Source organism: Streptomyces sp. NPDC048584 (assembly GCF_043199595.1).
GTDB lineage: Bacteria > Actinomycetota > Actinomycetes > Streptomycetales > Streptomycetaceae > Streptomyces > Streptomyces edwardsiae.
Genome location: NZ_JBICWF010000015.1, coordinates 148,672 through 166,385, shown reverse-complemented (window position 1 = coordinate 166,385; position 17,714 = coordinate 148,672). Strand labels below are relative to the sequence as shown.

General features: G+C 70.0%; 14 protein-coding genes. 11 read left to right on the top strand and 3 right to left on the bottom strand.

The genetic code is table 11. From position 1 onward, the window contains the following. Nucleotides 1-48 precede the first annotated feature (48 nt). The 3 genes from ACGFR9_RS29185 (at nucleotide 49) to ACGFR9_RS29175 (ending at nucleotide 4,790) form a co-directional block, all read left to right on the top strand. A complete protein-coding gene (locus ACGFR9_RS29185) occupies nucleotides 49-2,016 on the top strand; it encodes an IucA/IucC family protein (protein WP_393214157.1) in 1,968 nt (655 codons plus the stop codon). Next, on the top strand, nucleotides 1,911-2,582 hold the full coding sequence (locus ACGFR9_RS29180; protein ID WP_393214274.1) for a GNAT family N-acetyltransferase: 672 nt from the start codon (nucleotides 1,911-1,913) through the stop codon (nucleotides 2,580-2,582). The genes ACGFR9_RS29185 and ACGFR9_RS29180 overlap by 106 nt, the downstream gene beginning before the upstream one ends. Before the next feature lie 228 nt (nucleotides 2,583-2,810). Continuing rightward, nucleotides 2,811-4,790 carry an ATP-dependent DNA helicase gene (locus tag ACGFR9_RS29175; protein ID WP_393214154.1) on the top strand — a complete coding sequence of 660 codons (1,980 nt, stop codon included), beginning with the start codon at nucleotides 2,811-2,813 and terminating at the stop codon, nucleotides 4,788-4,790. A 700-nt stretch (nucleotides 4,791-5,490) separates the two neighbouring features. Here the strand turns inward: ACGFR9_RS29175 and lexA are convergent. Then, nucleotides 5,491-6,270, bottom strand: coding sequence for a transcriptional repressor LexA (lexA, locus tag ACGFR9_RS29170; RefSeq protein ID WP_393214151.1), 780 nt, complete (start codon nucleotides 6,268-6,270; stop codon nucleotides 5,491-5,493). A 527-nt stretch (nucleotides 6,271-6,797) separates the two neighbouring features. On the opposite strand from lexA, the gene nrdR reads away from it, so the two are divergent. Both nrdR and ACGFR9_RS29160 read left to right on the top strand, forming a co-directional pair. Beyond that, on the top strand, nucleotides 6,798-7,346 hold the full coding sequence (gene nrdR / locus ACGFR9_RS29165) for a transcriptional regulator NrdR (protein ID WP_393214148.1): 549 nt from the start codon (nucleotides 6,798-6,800) through the stop codon (nucleotides 7,344-7,346). Between the two features lie 171 nt (nucleotides 7,347-7,517). After that, complete coding sequence (locus tag ACGFR9_RS29160) at nucleotides 7,518-10,406, top strand: vitamin B12-dependent ribonucleotide reductase (protein ID WP_393214145.1); 2,889 nt, start codon at nucleotides 7,518-7,520, stop codon at nucleotides 10,404-10,406. A 97-nt stretch (nucleotides 10,407-10,503) separates the two neighbouring features. On the opposite strand, the gene ACGFR9_RS29155 is transcribed toward ACGFR9_RS29160, so the two are convergent. Continuing rightward, entirely contained in the window at nucleotides 10,504-11,037 is a 534-nt protein-coding gene (locus ACGFR9_RS29155) for a TerD family protein (RefSeq protein ID WP_393214142.1), read from the bottom strand. Between the two features lie 157 nt (nucleotides 11,038-11,194). Here ACGFR9_RS29155 and ACGFR9_RS29150 point away from each other — a divergent pair, with 157 nt between their 5' ends. The 3 genes from ACGFR9_RS29150 to ACGFR9_RS29140 all read left to right on the top strand — a co-directional run bounded on the left by ACGFR9_RS29150 (nucleotide 11,195) and on the right by ACGFR9_RS29140 (nucleotide 13,516). Further along, nucleotides 11,195-11,800: a YdbC family protein gene (locus ACGFR9_RS29150; protein ID WP_078621574.1), complete on the top strand. Its 606-nt coding sequence runs from the start codon at nucleotides 11,195-11,197 to the stop codon at nucleotides 11,798-11,800. A 117-nt stretch (nucleotides 11,801-11,917) separates the two neighbouring features. Continuing rightward, nucleotides 11,918-12,577 (top strand): histidine phosphatase family protein, encoded by a 660-nt coding sequence (locus ACGFR9_RS29145; protein WP_393214140.1) that lies wholly within the window; start codon nucleotides 11,918-11,920, stop codon nucleotides 12,575-12,577. Between the two features lie 30 nt (nucleotides 12,578-12,607). Then, nucleotides 12,608-13,516 (top strand): ADP-ribosylglycohydrolase family protein, encoded by a 909-nt coding sequence (locus tag ACGFR9_RS29140; protein ID WP_393214137.1) that lies wholly within the window; start codon nucleotides 12,608-12,610, stop codon nucleotides 13,514-13,516. A gap of 283 nt (nucleotides 13,517-13,799) precedes the next feature. Here the strand turns inward: ACGFR9_RS29140 and ACGFR9_RS29135 are convergent, their stop codons facing one another. Beyond that, nucleotides 13,800-15,347, bottom strand: coding sequence for an MFS transporter (locus ACGFR9_RS29135; protein WP_393214134.1), 1,548 nt, complete (start codon nucleotides 15,345-15,347; stop codon nucleotides 13,800-13,802). A gap of 184 nt (nucleotides 15,348-15,531) precedes the next feature. Between ACGFR9_RS29135 and ACGFR9_RS29130 the strand changes: the two genes are divergently transcribed. The 3 genes from ACGFR9_RS29130 to ACGFR9_RS29120 all read left to right on the top strand — a co-directional run bounded on the left by ACGFR9_RS29130 (nucleotide 15,532) and on the right by ACGFR9_RS29120 (nucleotide 17,605). Further along, entirely contained in the window at nucleotides 15,532-16,155 is a 624-nt protein-coding gene (locus ACGFR9_RS29130; RefSeq protein WP_393214131.1) for a TetR/AcrR family transcriptional regulator, read from the top strand. Nucleotides 16,156-16,236: 81 nt separating this feature from the next. Continuing rightward, the gene (locus ACGFR9_RS29125) at nucleotides 16,237-16,938 is read left to right on the top strand and encodes a ribonuclease HII (protein ID WP_393214128.1); all 702 of its coding nucleotides are present in this window, start codon (nucleotides 16,237-16,239) and stop codon (nucleotides 16,936-16,938) included. Between the two features lie 67 nt (nucleotides 16,939-17,005). Beyond that, complete coding sequence (locus ACGFR9_RS29120) at nucleotides 17,006-17,605, top strand: hypothetical protein (RefSeq protein WP_393214125.1); 600 nt, start codon at nucleotides 17,006-17,008, stop codon at nucleotides 17,603-17,605. The last annotated feature ends 109 nt before the right edge of the window (nucleotides 17,606-17,714 follow it).

Genomic DNA, 17,714 nt, shown 5'->3' with positions numbered 1-17,714 from the left:
TTCCGGACCCTCACCGCACCACCCGGACCGCTCCCCGAGGACACGCCCTTGCACACCACCCCCACACCGGCCGACCGCACGAATTCCCTGGTGCCTCACCAGGACGGAAAGCCGCCCCTCACCGAGTGGCTCACGAGCACCGGCACCAGCCTCCTGGACCACCCCGACCCGAACACGGCGGCCCAGGCGGCGGCCGTGGAGAATCTCCTGCGCTGCTGGGTACGCGAGACCGGTCTTGCCACCCCGGACGGTGACGTGCTGCGTCTCTTCCTCCCGGCCGACGGCATGGCCCTGCTCGTCCCCGTCCTGTACTGGTCGCCGACCGGCCTGCACCGCTTCGGCCTCCCCCGCCTGGCCGACGCCCGGGATTCCGCGCCACCGGTCGACGCGGTCCTGCTCGCCGCCCTCCTCAGCCGGGCGCACGCCGGAGCCCCCAGTCGGGCGAACGCCGCCCTTCTCGGCCGGGAGAACGCCGACAGCCACAGCCGAGGGACCGCCACTCTCCTCGGCCGGAACAACACCGGCGGCCGCAGCCCGGAGAACGCCGGCAGCCACGAACCGGTATGTCCGCCGGCCGACGACGGCACCGCTCTCGTCGCGCGCGTCGCCGACTCCGTCCGGCGAGTCGCAGCCTTCCTCAGCGACCGCCGGAAGAACACGGCCGACCACCCCGATCTCTTCCTCGCCGCGGAACAGGCACTCGTCCTCGGGCATCCGCTGCACCCGGACCCGAAGAGCCGTGACGGCCTCTCCGACGCCGAAGCACAGCGGTACTCGCCCGAGTCACGCGGCTCCTTCCCCCTGCACTGGATCGCCATCGCCCCCTCTCTGCTCGCCACCGGCTCCGCCTGGACCGAACGCGGACGCCCCGTCACCGCGACCCACCTCACCGCACGTCTCGCCGGCACCGGACTGCCGCTGCCCGACGGCTATGCCGCGCTGCCCATGCACCCCTGGCAATTGCGCCAACTCCACCTCCGCTCCGAACCCAACTCCCTGCTGGACGCCGGACTGCTCCGCGACCTCGGCGCTCACGGCGCCCCCTGGTATCCAACCTCCTCCGTACGCACCGTCCACCGCACTGGCGCTCCCGCGATGCTCAAACTGTCGCTGGGCCTGCGCATCACCAACTCCCGCCGAGAGAACCTCCGCAAGGAACTCCACCGAGGTGTCGAGATCCACCGACTCCTGCGCACCGGACTGTCCCAGCAGTGGCGGACCGCACACCCGGGCTTCGACATCCTCCGCGACCCGGCCTGGATCGCCGTGAACACACCGGACGGTGACCCCGTGCCAGGACTCGACGCCGTGATCCGGCACAACCCCTTCCAGCCGCACGACGACGTCACCTGCGTCGCCGGTCTCGTCTCGCCCCGCCCCCGACCCGACGGCCGTACGGTGTCCCGGCTCGCCGAGATCGTCACCCGCCTCGCCGCCCGAACGGGACGACCGTCCGGAGCCGTTGCCGCCGAGTGGTTCCTGCGGTACCTCGAGCACGTGGTGCGGCCCGTGCTGTGGCTGGACGGAGAGGCCGGAATCGCCCTCGAGGCACATCAGCAGAACACCCTCCTTCTGCTGGACAGCGACGGCTGGCCCGCGGGCGGCCGCTACCGGGACAACCAGGGCTACTACTTCCGCGAGTCGCGACGCGCGGAACTTGACGCCCGGCTCCCCGGCATCGGCAAGCACAGCGACACCTTCGTCTCCGACGATGTCACCGACGAACGCTTCGCCTACTACCTGGGCATCAACAACGTCCTCGGTCTTGTCGGAGCCCTGGGATCCCAGCGCCTGGCCGACGAACGGCTGCTGCTCGCCGCCCTCCGCAGATTCCTCGCCGGAGTCTCCATCGGGCCGGCCCGCACGCGCAGTACGCTGCCCGCCCGCCTGCTCGACTCACCCGTCCTGCGCTGCAAGGCGAATCTGCTGACCCGCCTGCACGGCCTCGACGAACTCGTCGGCCCGGTCGACACCCAGTCCGTCTATGTCACCATCACCAACCCCCTCCACTCATGATCTCCGCCCACATCGGCGACTGGGGCCCGGTCCGCACCCCTGCGGGCCGCTTCCGGCTCGCCCCTGTCCGTATCGAACGCGATCTGCCCGTCCTGGCACGGTGGATGAACGACCCCGCTGTCGCCCGGTTCTGGGAACTCGCCGGACCGCCGGCCGTGACGGCCGACCACGTCCGGTCCCAACTCGCCGAGGAGGGACGCAGCGTCCCGTGCATAGGCGTGCTGGACGGTATGCCGATGAGCTACTGGGAGATCTACCGCGCGGATCTCGACCTCCTGGCCCACCACTATGCGGCCCGACCGCACGACACGGGTCTGCACGTCCTCATCGGTGCCGTCGGCGACCGCGGGCGGGGCCTGGGCAGCATCCTGCTCAGAGCGGTCGCCGATCTCGTCCTGGCCAGAAGGCCCGCCTCACCACGTGTCGTCGCGGAGCCCGACCTTCGCAACATTCCCTCTGTCACCGCCTTCCTCAACGCCGGCTTCTACTTCTCGGCCGAGACCGACATGCCCACCAAGCGAGCCGCCCTCATGGTCCGCGACCGGTCCCTGTGTCATCTGATGTAGCGCTCCGTCACTGCTCTTTCACATGTGGTACACCGGCCGCGCCGTCGTGGTTCCCACTCGTGCCGCGGCAATTTCCCGGCCGGCCGTTCCGCACGAGCGGTCCGGCCGCGGGCCACACCCACCCGTCGCCCCTAGCCCCGCCTCGCAGAGGAGCCCCGTCTTGATCGCACCTCCCGCGTTCGCCGTGATCGCACGAATGTCAGTGCCGGGTCGTAGGGTGGTCGCGCTATGACGAAGCCCTCACTCCCCGAACTCCTGCACGCTGCCGTGACCGCCGTCGGCGGTACGGAGCGTCCCGGCCAGGTGACCATGGCCGAAGCCGTCGCCGAGGCGATCGACGACAGCGCCCATCTGCTGGTCCAGGCCGGCACCGGAACCGGAAAGTCACTCGGCTATCTGGTGCCCGCGCTCGCGCAGGGGGAGCGGGTCGTCGTGGCGACGGCCACGCTGGCCCTGCAGCGCCAGCTGGTGGAGCGAGACCTGCCGCGCACGGTGGATGCCCTGCATCCCCTGCTGCGCCGCCGCCCGGAGTTCGCGATGCTCAAGGGCCGGTCGAACTACCTGTGTCTGCACCGGCTCCACGAGGGCGTGCCCCAGGACGAGGAGGAAGGCCTCTTCGACCAGTTCGAGGCGGCCGCGCCCACCAGCAAACTGGGCCAGGACCTCCTGCGCCTGCGTGACTGGTCCGACGAGACGGAGACCGGAGACCGCGACGACCTCACGCCGGGCGTGTCCGACCGGGCCTGGTCCCAGGTGTCGGTGTCGTCCCGGGAGTGCCTGGGCGCCACGAAGTGCGCCTACGGCGCCGAGTGCTTCGCCGAGGCGGCCCGCGAGCGCGCCAAGCTGGCCGAGGTGATCGTCACCAATCACGCCCTGCTCGCGATCGACGCCATCGAGGGCGCGCCGGTTCTGCCGCAGCACGAGGTGCTGATCGTCGACGAGGCCCATGAGCTGGTGTCCAGGGTCACCGGAGTCGCCACGGGGGAGCTCACCCCCGGGCAGGTCAACCGGGCCGTGCGGCGCGCGGCGAAGCTGGTCAACGAGAAGGCGGCCGACCAGCTCCAGACCGCCGCCGAAGGGTTCGAGCGACTGATGGAGCTGGCTCTTCCCGGCCGGCTGGAGGAGATCCCGGAGGATCTCGCATACGCGCTGATGGCGCTGCGCGATGCCTGCCGCACCGTGATCTCGGCGATCGGGAGCACCCGAGACAAGTCCGTCCAGGACGAGGACGCGGTCCGTAAGCAGGCACTCGCCTCGGTGGAGGGCGTCCACGACGTGGCCGAGCGGATCACCCACGGTTCGGAATGGGACGTGGTCTGGTACGAGCGGCATGACCGCTTCGGCGCGTCCCTGCGCGTCGCCCCCATGTCCGTCTCGGGACTGCTGCGGGAGAAGCTCTTCACGGACCGCTCCGTGGTCCTGACCTCCGCGACGCTGAAGCTGGGCGGCGACTTCAACGGGGTGGGGGCGTCCCTGGGGCTCGGCCCCGAGGGCACCGAAGGGGACGACCTTCCCCAGTGGAAGGGTGTCGACGTCGGGTCGCCGTTCGACTACCCCCGGCAGGGCATCCTCTACGTCGCGAAGCATCTGGCACGCCCGGCCCGTGACGGCGATCGCGGTGACATGCTGGACGAGCTCACGGAACTGATCCAGGCGGCGGGCGGCCGCACGCTCGGGCTGTTCTCCTCGATGCGGGCGGCGCAACTCGCCGCCGAGGAGCTGCGCTCCCGCATTCCGGAGTTCCCCATCCTCCTCCAGGGTGAGGAGACGCTCGGCGAACTGATCAAGAACTTCGCGGCCGACCCGAAGACGTGCCTCTTCGGCACGCTGTCGCTGTGGCAGGGCGTGGACGTACCGGGCCCGAGCTGCCAGCTGGTGGTCATGGACAAGATCCCCTTCCCGCGCCCGGACGACCCCTTGATGAGCGCCCGCCAGAAGGCCGTGGAGGAGGCCGGCGGCAACGGCTTCATGGCGGTCGCCGCCACCCATGCGGCGCTGCTCATGGCACAGGGCGCCGGACGCCTCGTACGCGCGTCGGGCGACCGGGGCGTGGTGGCCGTACTGGACCAGCGGCTGGCCACGGCCCGTTACGGCAGTTATCTGAAGGCATCGCTGCCCGACTTCTGGTACACCACGGACCGCAACCAGGTCAGGAAGTCGCTGACGGCGATCGACGCGGCGGCGAAGGCTCAGCAGCCGGCGGAGTGAGCGGTGCGCGACAGGCGCGGTGCGCCCTTTGCCGTAGCGCGGGCGCCCGTAGGGAAGCGTTGCTACCGGACGTTCGAGCGCCCTTCGGGGCCGGGTGTCCGATGGGCCGATAAGAGGGGGCGCCATGTCGGCCGGGTCGTCTCGAGGTGCGCATGCCGACCCATGGACTTCCGTGCCCTCCGCCATCCGGGCCCACCGACCCAACAGCGTGGTGTGTGGTCCAGGTCGGGCTGGTCGTCCGTGGGGCGGTGGCATGGATGTCACAGGTGCGGATGTCTGTCGCCGGGTGGCCCGTGACCGGGGACCGGAAGCCGGACGGCGGTGCGGTGCCGGGCGTCCGCCTGGTCCGGATGTCCGTTGGGCGGTGGCGCGGATGCCAGGGGGTAGGCACGATTGCCGGCTGAGTGGTCCCGTAGCCCCGGGGCCCGGATGCCGCGCAGCGGGTGCTGGCTTCCGGAAGCCCGTGGTGGCCGGTCGCCTGAGCGCGGGGCGGGCAAAGACGTATGCCCTGCCCGCGTCCGGGCGACCGGCAGCCCGGCGCGTGTCGGCAGGGTACGCACGCCGTCCCCGCCGATACGGGCATCCCCGCGCCGGCGTAACCGGCCGCAGTTCCGGACAGCACAGGACCCCGGAACCGGCGCAGGGGTTCCGGGGCCCGGTCGAGGGGCGGGGCGGGCGTCGAGGCCGCCCCGCGCCGTGCTCAGACGCGGCGCAGAACGGCCACCACCTTGCCCAGAATGGTCGCGTCGTCGCCCGGGATCGGCTCGTAGGCCGCGTTGTGCGGGAGCAGCCAGACATGGCCGTCCTCGCGCTTGAAGCGCTTGACGGTCGCCTCGCCGTCGAGCATGGCCGCCACGATGTCACCGTTCTCGGCGACCGGCTGGCGGCGGACCGTGACCCAGTCGCCGTCACAGATGGCGGCCTCGATCATGGAGTCACCCACGACCTTCAGGACGAACAGCTCACCGTCACCGACGAGCTGCCGGGGCAGGGGGAAGACGTCCTCGACGGACTCCTCGGCGAGGATGGGCCCACCGGCGGCGATACGGCCGACCAGTGGCACGTACGACGCCGCCGGCTTGCCCGCGGTGTCCGTGGGCTGCACGGAGGCGGCCTGGTCGGAGCCGCGCACCTCGTACGCGCGCGGGCGGTGCGGGTCACGGCGCAGGAAGCCCTTGCGCTCCAGGGCCATCAGCTGATGGGCCACGGACGAGGTGCTGGAAAGACCGACCGCCTGGCCGATCTCACGCATCGACGGCGGGTAGCCGCGCCGCTGCACGGAGTCCCTGATGACCTCGATCACGCGGCGCTGGCGGTCGGTGAGCCCCGAGCTGTCGGCCCGGATGCCGGGAGGTCGGCCCGGGAGGGAGCGCTTGTGCCCCTCGGGACTCGTGGCTTCGTTCATCGCATGCACCGGCTCGATCCGGCCCTGGGGGCGGTCCTGGGCAGTGATGGCGGCACTGTCTGCGGTGGTGGTCACGTCGGCCCCTCTCGATGGTCTCCCTGCAGCACAACGGTAGTTGCTTTCGAAAGGTTGCGCCAAACACACGTTCGAGTGAAAAATCGCGAATTGTTGGACGCGATCTCTCACCGAGGTGTATTGGTCGCCACGCTTCCTGCCGGACAAACGGGCCATTGTTGTACTCTTCACCGCCGAGGCCGGGCCTCGCGGTACTGGGCCTCAGTCTGCCATCGGGTGCCCCCTGTCGTGTGAAGCGGCCCCGCCCTCTTCGGGAGTCGCACGCGCCCTCCCTGCATCCGGCACGGCGCCTTCGCATCGCACGGCGCCCCGGTGTGTCCTGCCCGGCCCGTCGGGCGCGACACGCGTGCAAGGTGTGGATGTATGAGCCAATCCCCACATCTAGTGGTTGGATCGCTACAGCAGCCCAGAAGTTGTGGTCCCCCGGGTCTCGGAGCCCTCCGCGATCGCCTATGCTGGTGCTGCTTCGTGAGGCCCAAGAGGCCGCGCGAGGTCAATGAGTCTGCTGTGAGGAGGGTTGGGACTTCATGCACTGCCCCTTCTGCAGGCACTCCGACAGCCGTGTCGTCGACAGCCGTACGACCGACGACGGCACGTCGATCCGCAGGCGCCGCCAGTGTCCGGACTGCTCCCGTCGTTTCACGACCGTGGAGACGTGTTCGCTCATGGTGGTCAAGCGGTCCGGAGTCACCGAGCCCTTCAGCCGCACCAAGGTGATCAACGGTGTGCGCAAGGCGTGCCAGGGTCGCCCCGTCACCGAGGACGCCCTCGCCCAGCTCGGGCAGCGGGTCGAGGAGGCGGTGCGGGCCACCGGGAGCGCCGAGCTGACCACCCACGACGTGGGGCTGGCCATTCTCGGCCCGTTGCAGGAACTCGACCTCGTCGCCTATCTGCGGTTCGCGTCCGTCTACCGGGCGTTCGACTCGCTCGAGGACTTCGAGGCCGCGATCGGGGAACTCCGGCGGGCGGAGCGGCCCGCCGTGGCCGACGGGGAGGGCGAGGAAGTCGCCCCGGGGGGCCAGGAAGACGACAGCGGGACCGCCCAGGTCCCCCTGCCCGCTCCCGCCACCGGCTGACGGCGGACCGGCCCCGGCGCATTACGCGCGGGGACCGGCCGGGCGGCGACGAGCGGCGATGAGAAGACCTGTTGCGGGCGGATCAGTGATGCCCGCAGCACCAGACAGAACACCGTGCCACGGGAACAATCGGGGCACTTCAGGGCGTTTTTGCCCGTACAGGGAGGCGGCATGACAGAGACGGCGAGCGGTCCGGCACGGAGTTCCCGAGCCAAGAGCAACAAGGCCGGCAAGGGACTGCGTGTGGAGCGCATCCACACCACTCCCGGAGTCCACCCCTACGACGAGGTGGCCTGGGAGCGCCGTGACGTCGTGATGACCAACTGGCGCGACGGCTCGGTCAACTTCGAGCAGCGCGGCGTCGAGTTCCCCGACTTCTGGTCGGTGAACGCGGTCAACATCGTCACCAGCAAGTACTTCCGGGGCGCTGTGGGCACCCCGCAGCGCGAGGTGAGCCTCAGGCAGCTCATCGACCGCATCGTGAAGACGTACCGGAAGGCCGGGGAGGACCACAGGTACTTCGCCTCGCCCGCCGACGCCGAGATCTTCGAGCACGAGCTGGCGTACGCCCTCCTGCACCAGATCTTCAGCTTCAACAGCCCCGTGTGGTTCAACGTGGGCACGCCTCAGCCGCAGCAGGTCTCCGCCTGCTTCATCCTGTCCGTCGACGACTCGATGGAGTCGATCCTCGACTGGTACAAGGAAGAGGGCATGATCTTCAAGGGCGGCTCCGGCGCCGGCCTGAACCTCTCCCGGATCCGTTCCTCCAAGGAACTGCTGTCCTCCGGCGGCAACGCCTCCGGCCCGGTCTCCTTCATGCGCGGAGCCGACGCCTCCGCCGGCACCATCAAGTCCGGCGGCGCCACCCGCCGCGCGGCCAAGATGGTCGTCCTCGACGTGGACCACCCGGACATCGAGGACTTCATCGAGACCAAGGTGAAGGAAGAGGAGAAGATCCGCGTCCTGCGCGACGCGGGCTTCGACATGGACCTGGGCGGCGACGACATCGCCTCCGTCCAGTACCAGAACGCCAACAACTCGGTCCGTGTCAACGACGAGTTCATGCAGGCGGTGGAGCAGGGCGGCAAGTTCGGTCTGCGCGCCCGGATGACCGGCGAGGTCATCGAGGAGGTCGACGCCAAGGCGCTCTTCCGCAAGCTCGCCGAGGCGGCCTGGGCCTGCGCCGACCCGGGCATCCAGTACGACGGTGTGATCAACAACTGGCACACCTGCCCGGAGTCCGGCCGGATCACCGCGTCGAACCCGTGCAGCGAGTACATGCACCTGGACAACACGTCCTGCAACCTCGCCTCGCTGAACCTGATGAAGTTCCTCAAGGACGACAGTCAGGGCAACCAGTCCTTCGAAGCCGACCGCTTCCAGAAGGTCGTCGAGCTGGTCATCACCGCGATGGACATCTCGATCTGCTTCGCGGACTTCCCGACCCAGAAGATCGGCGAGAACACCCGCGCCTTCCGCCAGCTCGGCATCGGCTACGCCAACCTGGGCGCCCTTCTGATGGCGACCGGCCACGCGTACGACTCCGAGGGCGGCCGCGCCCTCGCCGGCGCCATCACCTCCCTGATGACGGGTACGGCGTACCGCCGCTCCGCCGAACTCGCCGCGATCGTCGGCCCGTACGACGGCTATGCCCGCAACGCCGACGCCCACAAGCGCGTCATGAAGCAGCACGCCGACGCCAACGCCACCGCTGTGCGCATGGACGACCTGGACTCCCCCGTGTGGGCCGCCGCCACCGAGGCCTGGCAGGACGTGGTCCGCGTCGGCGAGAAGAACGGCTTCCGCAACGCGCAGGCGTCCGTACTCGCCCCGACCGGCACCATCGGCCTGGCGATGTCCTGCGACACCACCGGTGTCGAGCCCGACCTGGCGCTGGTGAAGTTCAAGAAGCTGGTCGGCGGCGGCTCGATGCAGATCGTCAACGGCACCGTCCCGCAGGCCCTGCGCCGCCTGGGCTACCAGGAGGAGCAGATCGAGGCGATCGTCGCCCACATCGCCGACAACGGCAATGTGATCGACGCCCCTGGTCTCAAGCAGGAGCACTACGAGGTGTTCGACTGCGCCATGGGCGAGCGCGCCATCTCCCCGATGGGCCACGTCCGCATGATGGCCGCGATCCAGCCCTGGATCTCCGGCGCCATCTCCAAGACGGTCAACATGCCGGAGACGGCGACCGTCGAGGAGGTCGAGGAGATCTACTTCGAGGCCTGGAAGCTGGGCGTCAAGGCGCTCGCCATCTACCGCGACAACTGCAAGGTCGGCCAGCCGCTCTCCGCGAAGACCAAGGAGAAGGAGAAGGCCGAGGTCACCGAGAAGGCCGAGGAGACGATCCGGGCCGCGGTCGAGAAGGTGGTCGAGTACCGCCCGGTCCGCAAGCGCCTCCCGAAGGGCCGTCCCGGCATCACCACCTCCTTCACGGTCGGCGGCGCCGAGGGCTACATGACCGCCAATTCCTACCCTGACGACGGTCTCGGCGAGGTCTTCCTGAAGATGTCGAAGCAGGGCTCGACCCTCGCGGGCATGATGGACGCGTTCTCCATCGCCGTCTCGGTGGGCCTCCAGTACGGCGTGCCGCTGGAGACGTACGTCTCGAAGTTCACCAACATGCGTTTCGAGCCGGCCGGTATGACGGACGACCCGGACGTGCGGATGGCGCAGTCGATCGTCGACTACATCTTCCGCCGCCTGGCGCTGGACTTCCTGCCCTTCGAGACGCGCTCCGCGCTCGGTATCCACTCCGCCGAGGAGCGCCAGCGGCACCTGGAGACGGGTTCGTACGAGCCGTCCGACGACGAGCTCGACGTCGAGGGCCTGGCCCAGTCGGCGCCGCGCACCCAGGAGCTGAAGGCGGTGGCCGCGCCGAAGGCCGAGGCGGTCAAGCCGGCCCCGCAGCAGGCCCACACCAGTGCCGAACTGGTGGAGATGCAGCTGGGCATCCAGGCCGACGCCCCGCTGTGCTTCTCCTGCGGTACGAAGATGCAGCGCGCCGGTTCCTGCTACATCTGCGAGGGCTGCGGCTCGACCAGCGGCTGCAGCTGACGCGGCCGACACCCCCGGGCGGCGCCCGGGGGTGAGGAACGCCCGAGGGCGGTGGCGCCGGAGTCCCGGCGCCACCGCCCTCGGGCGTTCCCGCAGGTCAGGAGTGGCGTGAGGCCCCCATCTCGCGGCTGAACGCCGCCGGGTCGCCCTCGAAGCCCTGCACTCCGGCGCGGAACTCCCAGGGACCCGCCCCGTCCCGGACGAACTCCGCGACCGTGGCAGCGGTGGCCCCGAGGACACCGCCGAAGTCGTCCTCGGCGAGCACGGTGTAACCCTCGCGGATGCGCAGCCCGGCGTTGCCCACGCCGGAGAACGTCCGCAGTCCCTGGTGCTGCTGTATGACCACGCCGACCACCACACGCGCGTACCGCTGGGCGAGCCGGTCCAGCTCCAGCGTCATGACCTCGTCGTAGCCGAAGCCCTTGCCGTCCTTGCTGTCCCGGTCGAGCGTGATGGTGCCGTCCGGGGAGCGGCTGTCGAAGTGCACGACGTACGCGGGTTCGCCGTGGGGGGCGTCCGCGAGGTAGGGAGCGGCGACGAGATCCAGGTCGGTGGAGGGCTGCCCCGCCGGACTCGGGTCCCACCTCAGCGCGATCTCGACCTTGCGAATGCCCTTGTTGAGGCCGTCCACCAGTCTTCCCCTTCCCCGTGACCGTCCTGCCCGCACACCGCAACTGCCGGGCCTTGCCGACAGGTTGTCCATCCTGCCACGCGCGTGGCGGCGAACGCCGGTAAGCAGTCACCGCGCGGGTGACCGGCGCCACGCCTTCTGCCCTTACGATGGCGCGGTGCTGGTCAAGTGGATTCGCTGCACCGTGGTGGACCGCCGAGGGTTCGAGCGGGGGCAGCGGAAGTGGGCGGGGCTTCTGGGGGAGCCGGGGTTTCGCGGGCAGGGTGGAGGCTGGAGCCGGGGGCGGCCGGACGTGGCGCACATCTTCTCCTTCTGGGAGAGCCGTGCCTTCTACGACTCGTTCATGGCGCGCTCCCACGACCGGCTCGCCGCGACCCAGTCGGGCACGTTCAAGGACGCCCAGGTCAGGCTCTTCGACCACCGTTTCGATGTGAAGACCGGTTTCGAACCGCGGTTCACCGACGCCGACCTGCTCAGGGTGGCGCTGTGCCGCGTGCACGAGGAGCGCTCGGAACACTTCGTGCTGATGCAGGAGAAGGTCTGGAACCCGGCCATGGCCGGCTCACCCGGCATGATCCGGGGACTGTTCGGTGAGGCGCCCGGTCACGAGTTCCTGGTGCTGTCGATGTGGCGGGCGGCCGCCGAACACGGCAAGTACCGCACCGAGCGAGTGGAGCGTCTCGCCCTGAGGGCGCAGACGGAGGCCGACGTCGCCGCCCTCGCGGGGGACATCGTCGAGATGGAATCGGCCTGGACGGTTTGACGACCGGACGCGGAAGGGTGCACTCCGCGTGACCGGAGGTGGGGAACGTGTGTGACCTACGCCGTAAGGGGTCCACACGAGTGCTCGCCCGGCCGTCACTCGATCTAGGGTTTCGGCATGGCACGACCACGGCGCATCGTCCTTGTCCGACACGGCGAATCAACGGGCAATGTTGATGACTCCGTCTATGAGCGTGAACCCGATCACGCCCTGGCCCTGACCGAGCGGGGCAGGAAGCAGGCCGAGCAGACGGGAGAGCGGTTGCGGGAACTCTTCGGCGATGAGCGCGTCAGCGTCTACGTCTCCCCCTACCGCCGCACACACCAGACACTGGGCGCCTTCCGGCTCGACCCGGGGCGGATACGCGTACGCGAGGAGCCCCGGCTGCGCGAGCAGGACTGGGGCAACTGGCAGGAGCGGGAGGACGTACGCCTGCAGAAGGCCTACCGCGACGCCTACGGGCACTTCTTCTACCGGTTCGCCCAGGGCGAGTCCGGGGCCGACGTCTACGACCGTGTCGGCGGCTTCCTGGAGAGCCTGTTCCGCAGCTTCGAGGAACCGGACCACCCCCCGAACGTCCTCATCGTCACCCATGGACTGGCCATGCGGCTGTTCTGCATGCGCTGGTTCCACTGGACGGTGGCGGAGTTCGAGTCGCTCTCCAACCCGGGGAACGCCGAGATGCGGATGCTCGTTCTGGGGAAGAACGACAAGTACACCCTCGACCGGCCTTTCGAACGCTGGCGGGATCCGGAGCCGTACGGGATCACCGGATGACAGAGGGGCACCGGATAGAGTGGCAGGGCGATGACCGCTGATTCCTCACCCGCCGGGCGCCTGGAGCGCGCCCTGGCCAGCCTGCGCGGTGTGTCCGTGGGGGACGCGCTCGGGTCCCAGTTCTTCGTACCGGCGAACTACCCGCTGCTCAAGCGGCGCGAACTGCCGCAGGGGCCCTGGCAGTGGACGGACGACACCGAGATGGCGTGCTCCGTCGTCTCCGTCCTCGCCACGCACCACCGGATCGATCAGGACGCCCTCGCGCTGTCCTTCGCCACGCGTCACGACTTCGACCGCGGCTATGGGCCCGCGGTCAACCGGCTGCTGAGGCTGGTCCGGGAAGGCGGGGACTGGCGGGAACTCGCCGCCGAGCTCTTCAACGGGCAGGGGTCGTGGGGCAACGGCGCCGCGATGCGGATCGCACCGTTGGGCGCCTGGTACGCGGACGATCCGGAGCAGGCCACCCATCAGGCCGAGATCTCCGCCTACCCCACGCATCAGCACCGTGAGGCTGTGGTCGGTGCCATGGCCGTTGCCGCGGCGGCCGCGCTGGTCGCCGCGCCCGGTGGGCCGCCCCGCGCCGAGGCCCTGCTCGACGGGGTCGTCGCGCTCGTGCCCGCGAGGAGCGCGGTCGGCGCGGGACTGCGCCGGGCCCGGGACATGCTCGACTACGCGGACGCGGGCACCGTCGCGGCCGTCCTCGGCTGCGGACGGCGTACGACGGCACACGACACCGTGCCCTTCGCGCTCTGGTCGGCGGCCCGGGCGCTCGGCGACTACGAGCGGGCGTTCTGGACGACGGCGCAGGTGGGCGGAGACGTCGACACGACCTGCGCCATCGTGGGCGGAGTGGTGGCCTCCGAGAAGGCGGGAGCACCGCCCGCAGAGTGGGCCGACCGGGTCGAGCCCCTGCCGGAGTGGATGCGGGCCACGGTCTGAGGAGCGGTTCCACAACTCTCCGTGCGTCCCGGGAACTCTCCGTGACCGGTCGCTCGTTGTCCGTACATCCACGGTGTGAGGCATGAGACGCGGGACATGACGCCTGACACGTGTAGACGGGTCCGTCGTGGCGGTGCGAGTCCGGAAGGGGGTCGTGGCGGTGATCGTGAAGGTGCTGCTCGTGCTGTCCGTCCTGATCGACGCGGTCCGGCCCGACGCCCGCCGGCCGAGTCCGAAGACGTCGGCCGGCGGGCTGCCGGGCCGGATCCGTACTGTTCGCCGCTCAGCCCATGCCCGGTCCGGCCGAGCCGGACAGGGCCTCCAGGTCGCTCTTGCGGACCCGGATGACGAACCAGGCGGTGGCCAGGGCGAGTACGGCCATCGCGGCGGCCGGGATGAAGGCCGTGGAGATGCCCTCCGCGAGGACCTCGTGGCCCCAGGGCGCGGGCAGTTGGTGCGTCTGGGCGAACTCCGCCTTCTGCTCCGGCGACCCCTCGGCGAGGAAGCCCGGGACCAGCTTCTCCGCCTCGTCCTTGCTGGCCGTGCCGAACACCGTCGTCAGAAGGGCGAGTCCGACCGACCCGCCCACCTGCTGGGTCGCGTTGAGCAGCCCGGACGCGGCGCCGGCCTCGTTCTGGGCCACGCCGGAGACCGCGGTGAGCGTCAGGGTCACGAAGTTCAGACCCATACCGAAGCCGAAGATCAGCATGGGGCCGAGGATGCCGCCGACGTAGGAGCTGTCGGAGCTGATCAGCGTCTGCCAGGCCAGTCCGGTCGCGGCGAGCGCCGAGCCGACGAGCATGAACGGCTTGGGGCCGAACACGGGAAGGAACCGCTGCGACAGGCCCGCCCCGAGCGCGATCACGACGGTGACCGGCAGGAAGGCGAGACCGGCCTCGATCGGGCTGTACCCGAGCACGTTCTGCACGAAGAGGACGATGTAGAAGAACATGCCGAACATCGCCGCGGCCAGGCTGAGCATGATCACATACGTGCCCGCCCGGTTGCGGTCGGTGAACATCCGCAGCGGGGTGATCGGCTCCTTGGCCCGGGACTCGATGACCGCGAAGGCCACCAGCAGGACCACGGCGGCCGCGAAGGAGCCGATGGTCACGCTGTCCCGCCAGCCTTCCTCGGCCGCGCGGATGAAGCCGTAGACGAGCGAGGCCATACCGGCCGTCGAGGTCACCGCGCCCGCGATGTCGAAACGGCCGGTGTGCCGCTCGGACTCGTTGATGTACATCGGGGTGAGTACGGCGATCAGCAGGCCGATCGGCACATTGACGAAGAGCACCCACCGCCAGTCGAGCCACTCGGTGAGCATGCCGCCCGCGAGCAGGCCGATGGCGCCGCCGCCCGCGGAGACCGCGGCGAAGATACCGAAGGCGCGGTTGCGTTCGGGCCCTTCCGGGAACGTGGTGGTGATGAGCGCCAGCGAGGTGGGCGAGGCTATGGCCCCGCCGACGCCTTGCAGGACACGGGCGGCCAGCAGCTGCCACGGTTCCTGGGCGAGGCCGCCGAGCAGCGAGGCGAGGGTGAACAGCAGGATGCCGGTCATGAAGACCCGGCGGCGGCCGAGGATGTCGCCGGCCCTGCCGCCCAGGAGCAGCAGGCCGCCGAAGGTCAGGGTGTACGCGCTGACCACCCAGGTGAGCTCGGTGGTGCTGAACTCGAGAGCGTTCTGAATATGCGGCAGCGCGATGTTCACAATCGTCGTATCGAGTACCACCATGAGTTGGCAGGCCGCGATGACGGTGAGCGCGAGGCCGGGACGTCCGTCCCGGCGGGCCGCACCTGGCTTCCGGTCCTGAATCAAAGGAGAGGTTGTCACTATGGATCCCCCACGAGTGCGTCAGTGAACGCCCGCGTTCACTATTGCGTCAACCGTAGGAGTCTCCGACAGTGAACGCAAGCGTTCACTTAGGTCGGTGCCATTGGCGCGTCCCCCTCAGTCGCCGTACGGTACGCATTTCATCCCCGAATGCCCGCTTCCTCTGCTCGTTGGAGAGAGTCAGATGGTTTCTTCGAGCTGGGTGGCCGCCCAGGCTCAGACCGCCGCGTCCCGTCGCCGCGGTGCCGTGCTGGAGCGCGCGATCCTCGACGCCGCCCTGGAGCAGCTCAGCACGGTCGGCTGGAACGGCCTGACCATGGAGGGCGTCGCCGCGGGCGCCCAGACCGGGAAGGCCGCCGTCTACCGGCGCTGGCCGTCCAAGGAGGATCTGGTCGAGGACGCCCTGCGCACCGGACTGCCGCGGTTCGACGAGGTACCGGATCTGGGGAGCGTGCGTGACGATCTGCTGGACCTGTGCCGGCGGGCTCGCGACGCGATGTTCTCGCGGTCGGGATTCGCCGTCCGGTCGGTGATTTACGAATGCGACTCGGAGCAGGCGGAACGCTTCCACGCCGTCATTTTCGAAGGGGTGGTCGAGCCGACCCTCAAGATGCTCTGCAAGGTGATCGAGCGTGGAATCGAACGGGGCGAGGTGCGCGCCGACGCGGCGAACGGGTATGTCTTCGACGCCGTTCCGGCGATGATGATGTACCGCTCGAAGGTGTGCGGCAGTGAATGGCCGGACGTCGATCTGGAGCAGATGATCGACCAGTTGATGGTTCCGCTGCTCCGGCCGGACGGCCCCTGACCGGAGCGCGGCGGAGCCGTCGGCGCCGCCCGGGGGACCGGGTGTCGCCGGCCGTGCCGGGCGGCGTACGCTAAGGGCGCCATGCCGTACGAACCACCTACTCACACCGTCGAGCGCTCACTCCGCGCCACGACCGGGGCGAAGATCGTTGCAGGTGTCGACGAGGTGGGGCGCGGCGCTTGGGCCGGCCCTGTCACCGTCTGCGCGGCGGTCACCGGACTGCGCCGGCCCCCGGAAGGTCTCACCGACTCCAAGCTCCTGACCATCAGGCGGCGCACCGTGCTCGCCGAGACACTGCGGAGCTGGGTGACCTCGTACGCCCTGGGGCACGCCTCCCCCGAGGAGATCGACGACCTCGGGATGACGGCCGCCCTGCGGCTGGCGGCGGGGCGCGCGCTGGAAGGGCTGCCGGTCCGGCCGGACGCGGTGATCCTCGACGGCAAGCACGACTATCTCGGAACGCCCTGGAGGGTCCGTACGGTCATCAAGGGCGACCAGTCGTGTGTGGCCGTCGCGGCGGCCTCGGTGATCGCCAAGGTCCAGCGCGACAAAATGATGGCCGAACTCGGCCTCGACCATGCAGACTTCGGTTTCGCGGACAACGCCGGGTACCCGTCGCCCGTGCACAGGGCCGCACTGGAGGTTCGGGGACCCACCCCGTACCACCGGTTGTCGTGGGCGTATCTTGATGCGCTGCCCCAGTGGCGGCATCTCAAGAAGGTCCGCGGCTGGACGGAAGGGCGTGTTCCGGAGATCGAGGGCCAGCTCGGCTTCGACTTCTGACGGATCGCTCGCACTCATGTGCCACCCGGCTGCGCTAGCCGTACCAACGTTTGATAAAAATCAGCTCATGCCTCTCATTCCCGAGGAGCCTCAGATTCACGAGAGTGCCCAGGGTCCCCGCATCGCGCCGACCCCCCGCCCCGTACCCGGTCCCCGCCCCGCGGCTTCGTCGCGTCCCGGCCGTCCGGGCCCGCCACGGCCCGCGCCGCCGGCACAGCGCACGCCGCGCGACGCGGCCAAGCCCGTTCCCGCGGGCCCGCCCGCGGCCGACGCGGTCGCCCCGCAGCTCCAGTTGGTCCCCGCCTCTGCCGAGGGGGCGCTCGACGCCGCCGAAGAGGCCGTGGACCTGCTGCTGGACTCGGGCCGTTCCCCCGGTGACATGCTGGTGATCACCACCGGCGACCCGCACCCGTGGGCGACCCACGAACTGTCCTTCGGTGAAGCCTCTTACTGGGCCCAACACGACGCCGGTGACGACGTGTTCTACGCCAGTGCCCAGGTCGCCGAGCGCGCCGGCGCGCGGCCCGTCGTCGTGGTCGCCGTCAACGGAGGACCGGAATCCGACGCCGCCTCCGCCCTGTCGGTGGCGCACGCACGGGCCGGCGCCCTGCTGATCGTCTGCGGCGACCCGCAGCGGATCAACTCGGTGCTGGGTGCGGGCGTCTGAGCCGACACCATGGCGTCCGGCCGGACGCCGACGGGGGGACGCGAACGTCGCGGTCGCGGCGTCCGCACGGCCGGGAACACGGCGTACCCGGGCCGCAGGGGCCGATGTC

Coding starts and splice junctions, on each gene's coding strand:
- ACGFR9_RS29145 (WP_393214140.1), top strand. CDS start 11,918: ATGGCACGACCACGGCGCATCGTCCTTGTCCGACACGGCGAATCAACG.
- ACGFR9_RS29175 (WP_393214154.1), top strand. CDS start 2,811: ATGACGAAGCCCTCACTCCCCGAACTCCTGCACGCTGCCGTGACCGCC.
- ACGFR9_RS29140 (WP_393214137.1), top strand. CDS start 12,608: ATGACCGCTGATTCCTCACCCGCCGGGCGCCTGGAGCGCGCCCTGGCC.
- ACGFR9_RS29160 (WP_393214145.1), top strand. CDS start 7,518: ATGACAGAGACGGCGAGCGGTCCGGCACGGAGTTCCCGAGCCAAGAGC.
- ACGFR9_RS29130 (WP_393214131.1), top strand. CDS start 15,532: ATGGTTTCTTCGAGCTGGGTGGCCGCCCAGGCTCAGACCGCCGCGTCC.
- ACGFR9_RS29125 (WP_393214128.1), top strand. CDS start 16,237: ATGCCGTACGAACCACCTACTCACACCGTCGAGCGCTCACTCCGCGCC.
- ACGFR9_RS29120 (WP_393214125.1), top strand. CDS start 17,006: ATGCCTCTCATTCCCGAGGAGCCTCAGATTCACGAGAGTGCCCAGGGT.
- nrdR (WP_393214148.1), top strand. CDS start 6,798: ATGCACTGCCCCTTCTGCAGGCACTCCGACAGCCGTGTCGTCGACAGC.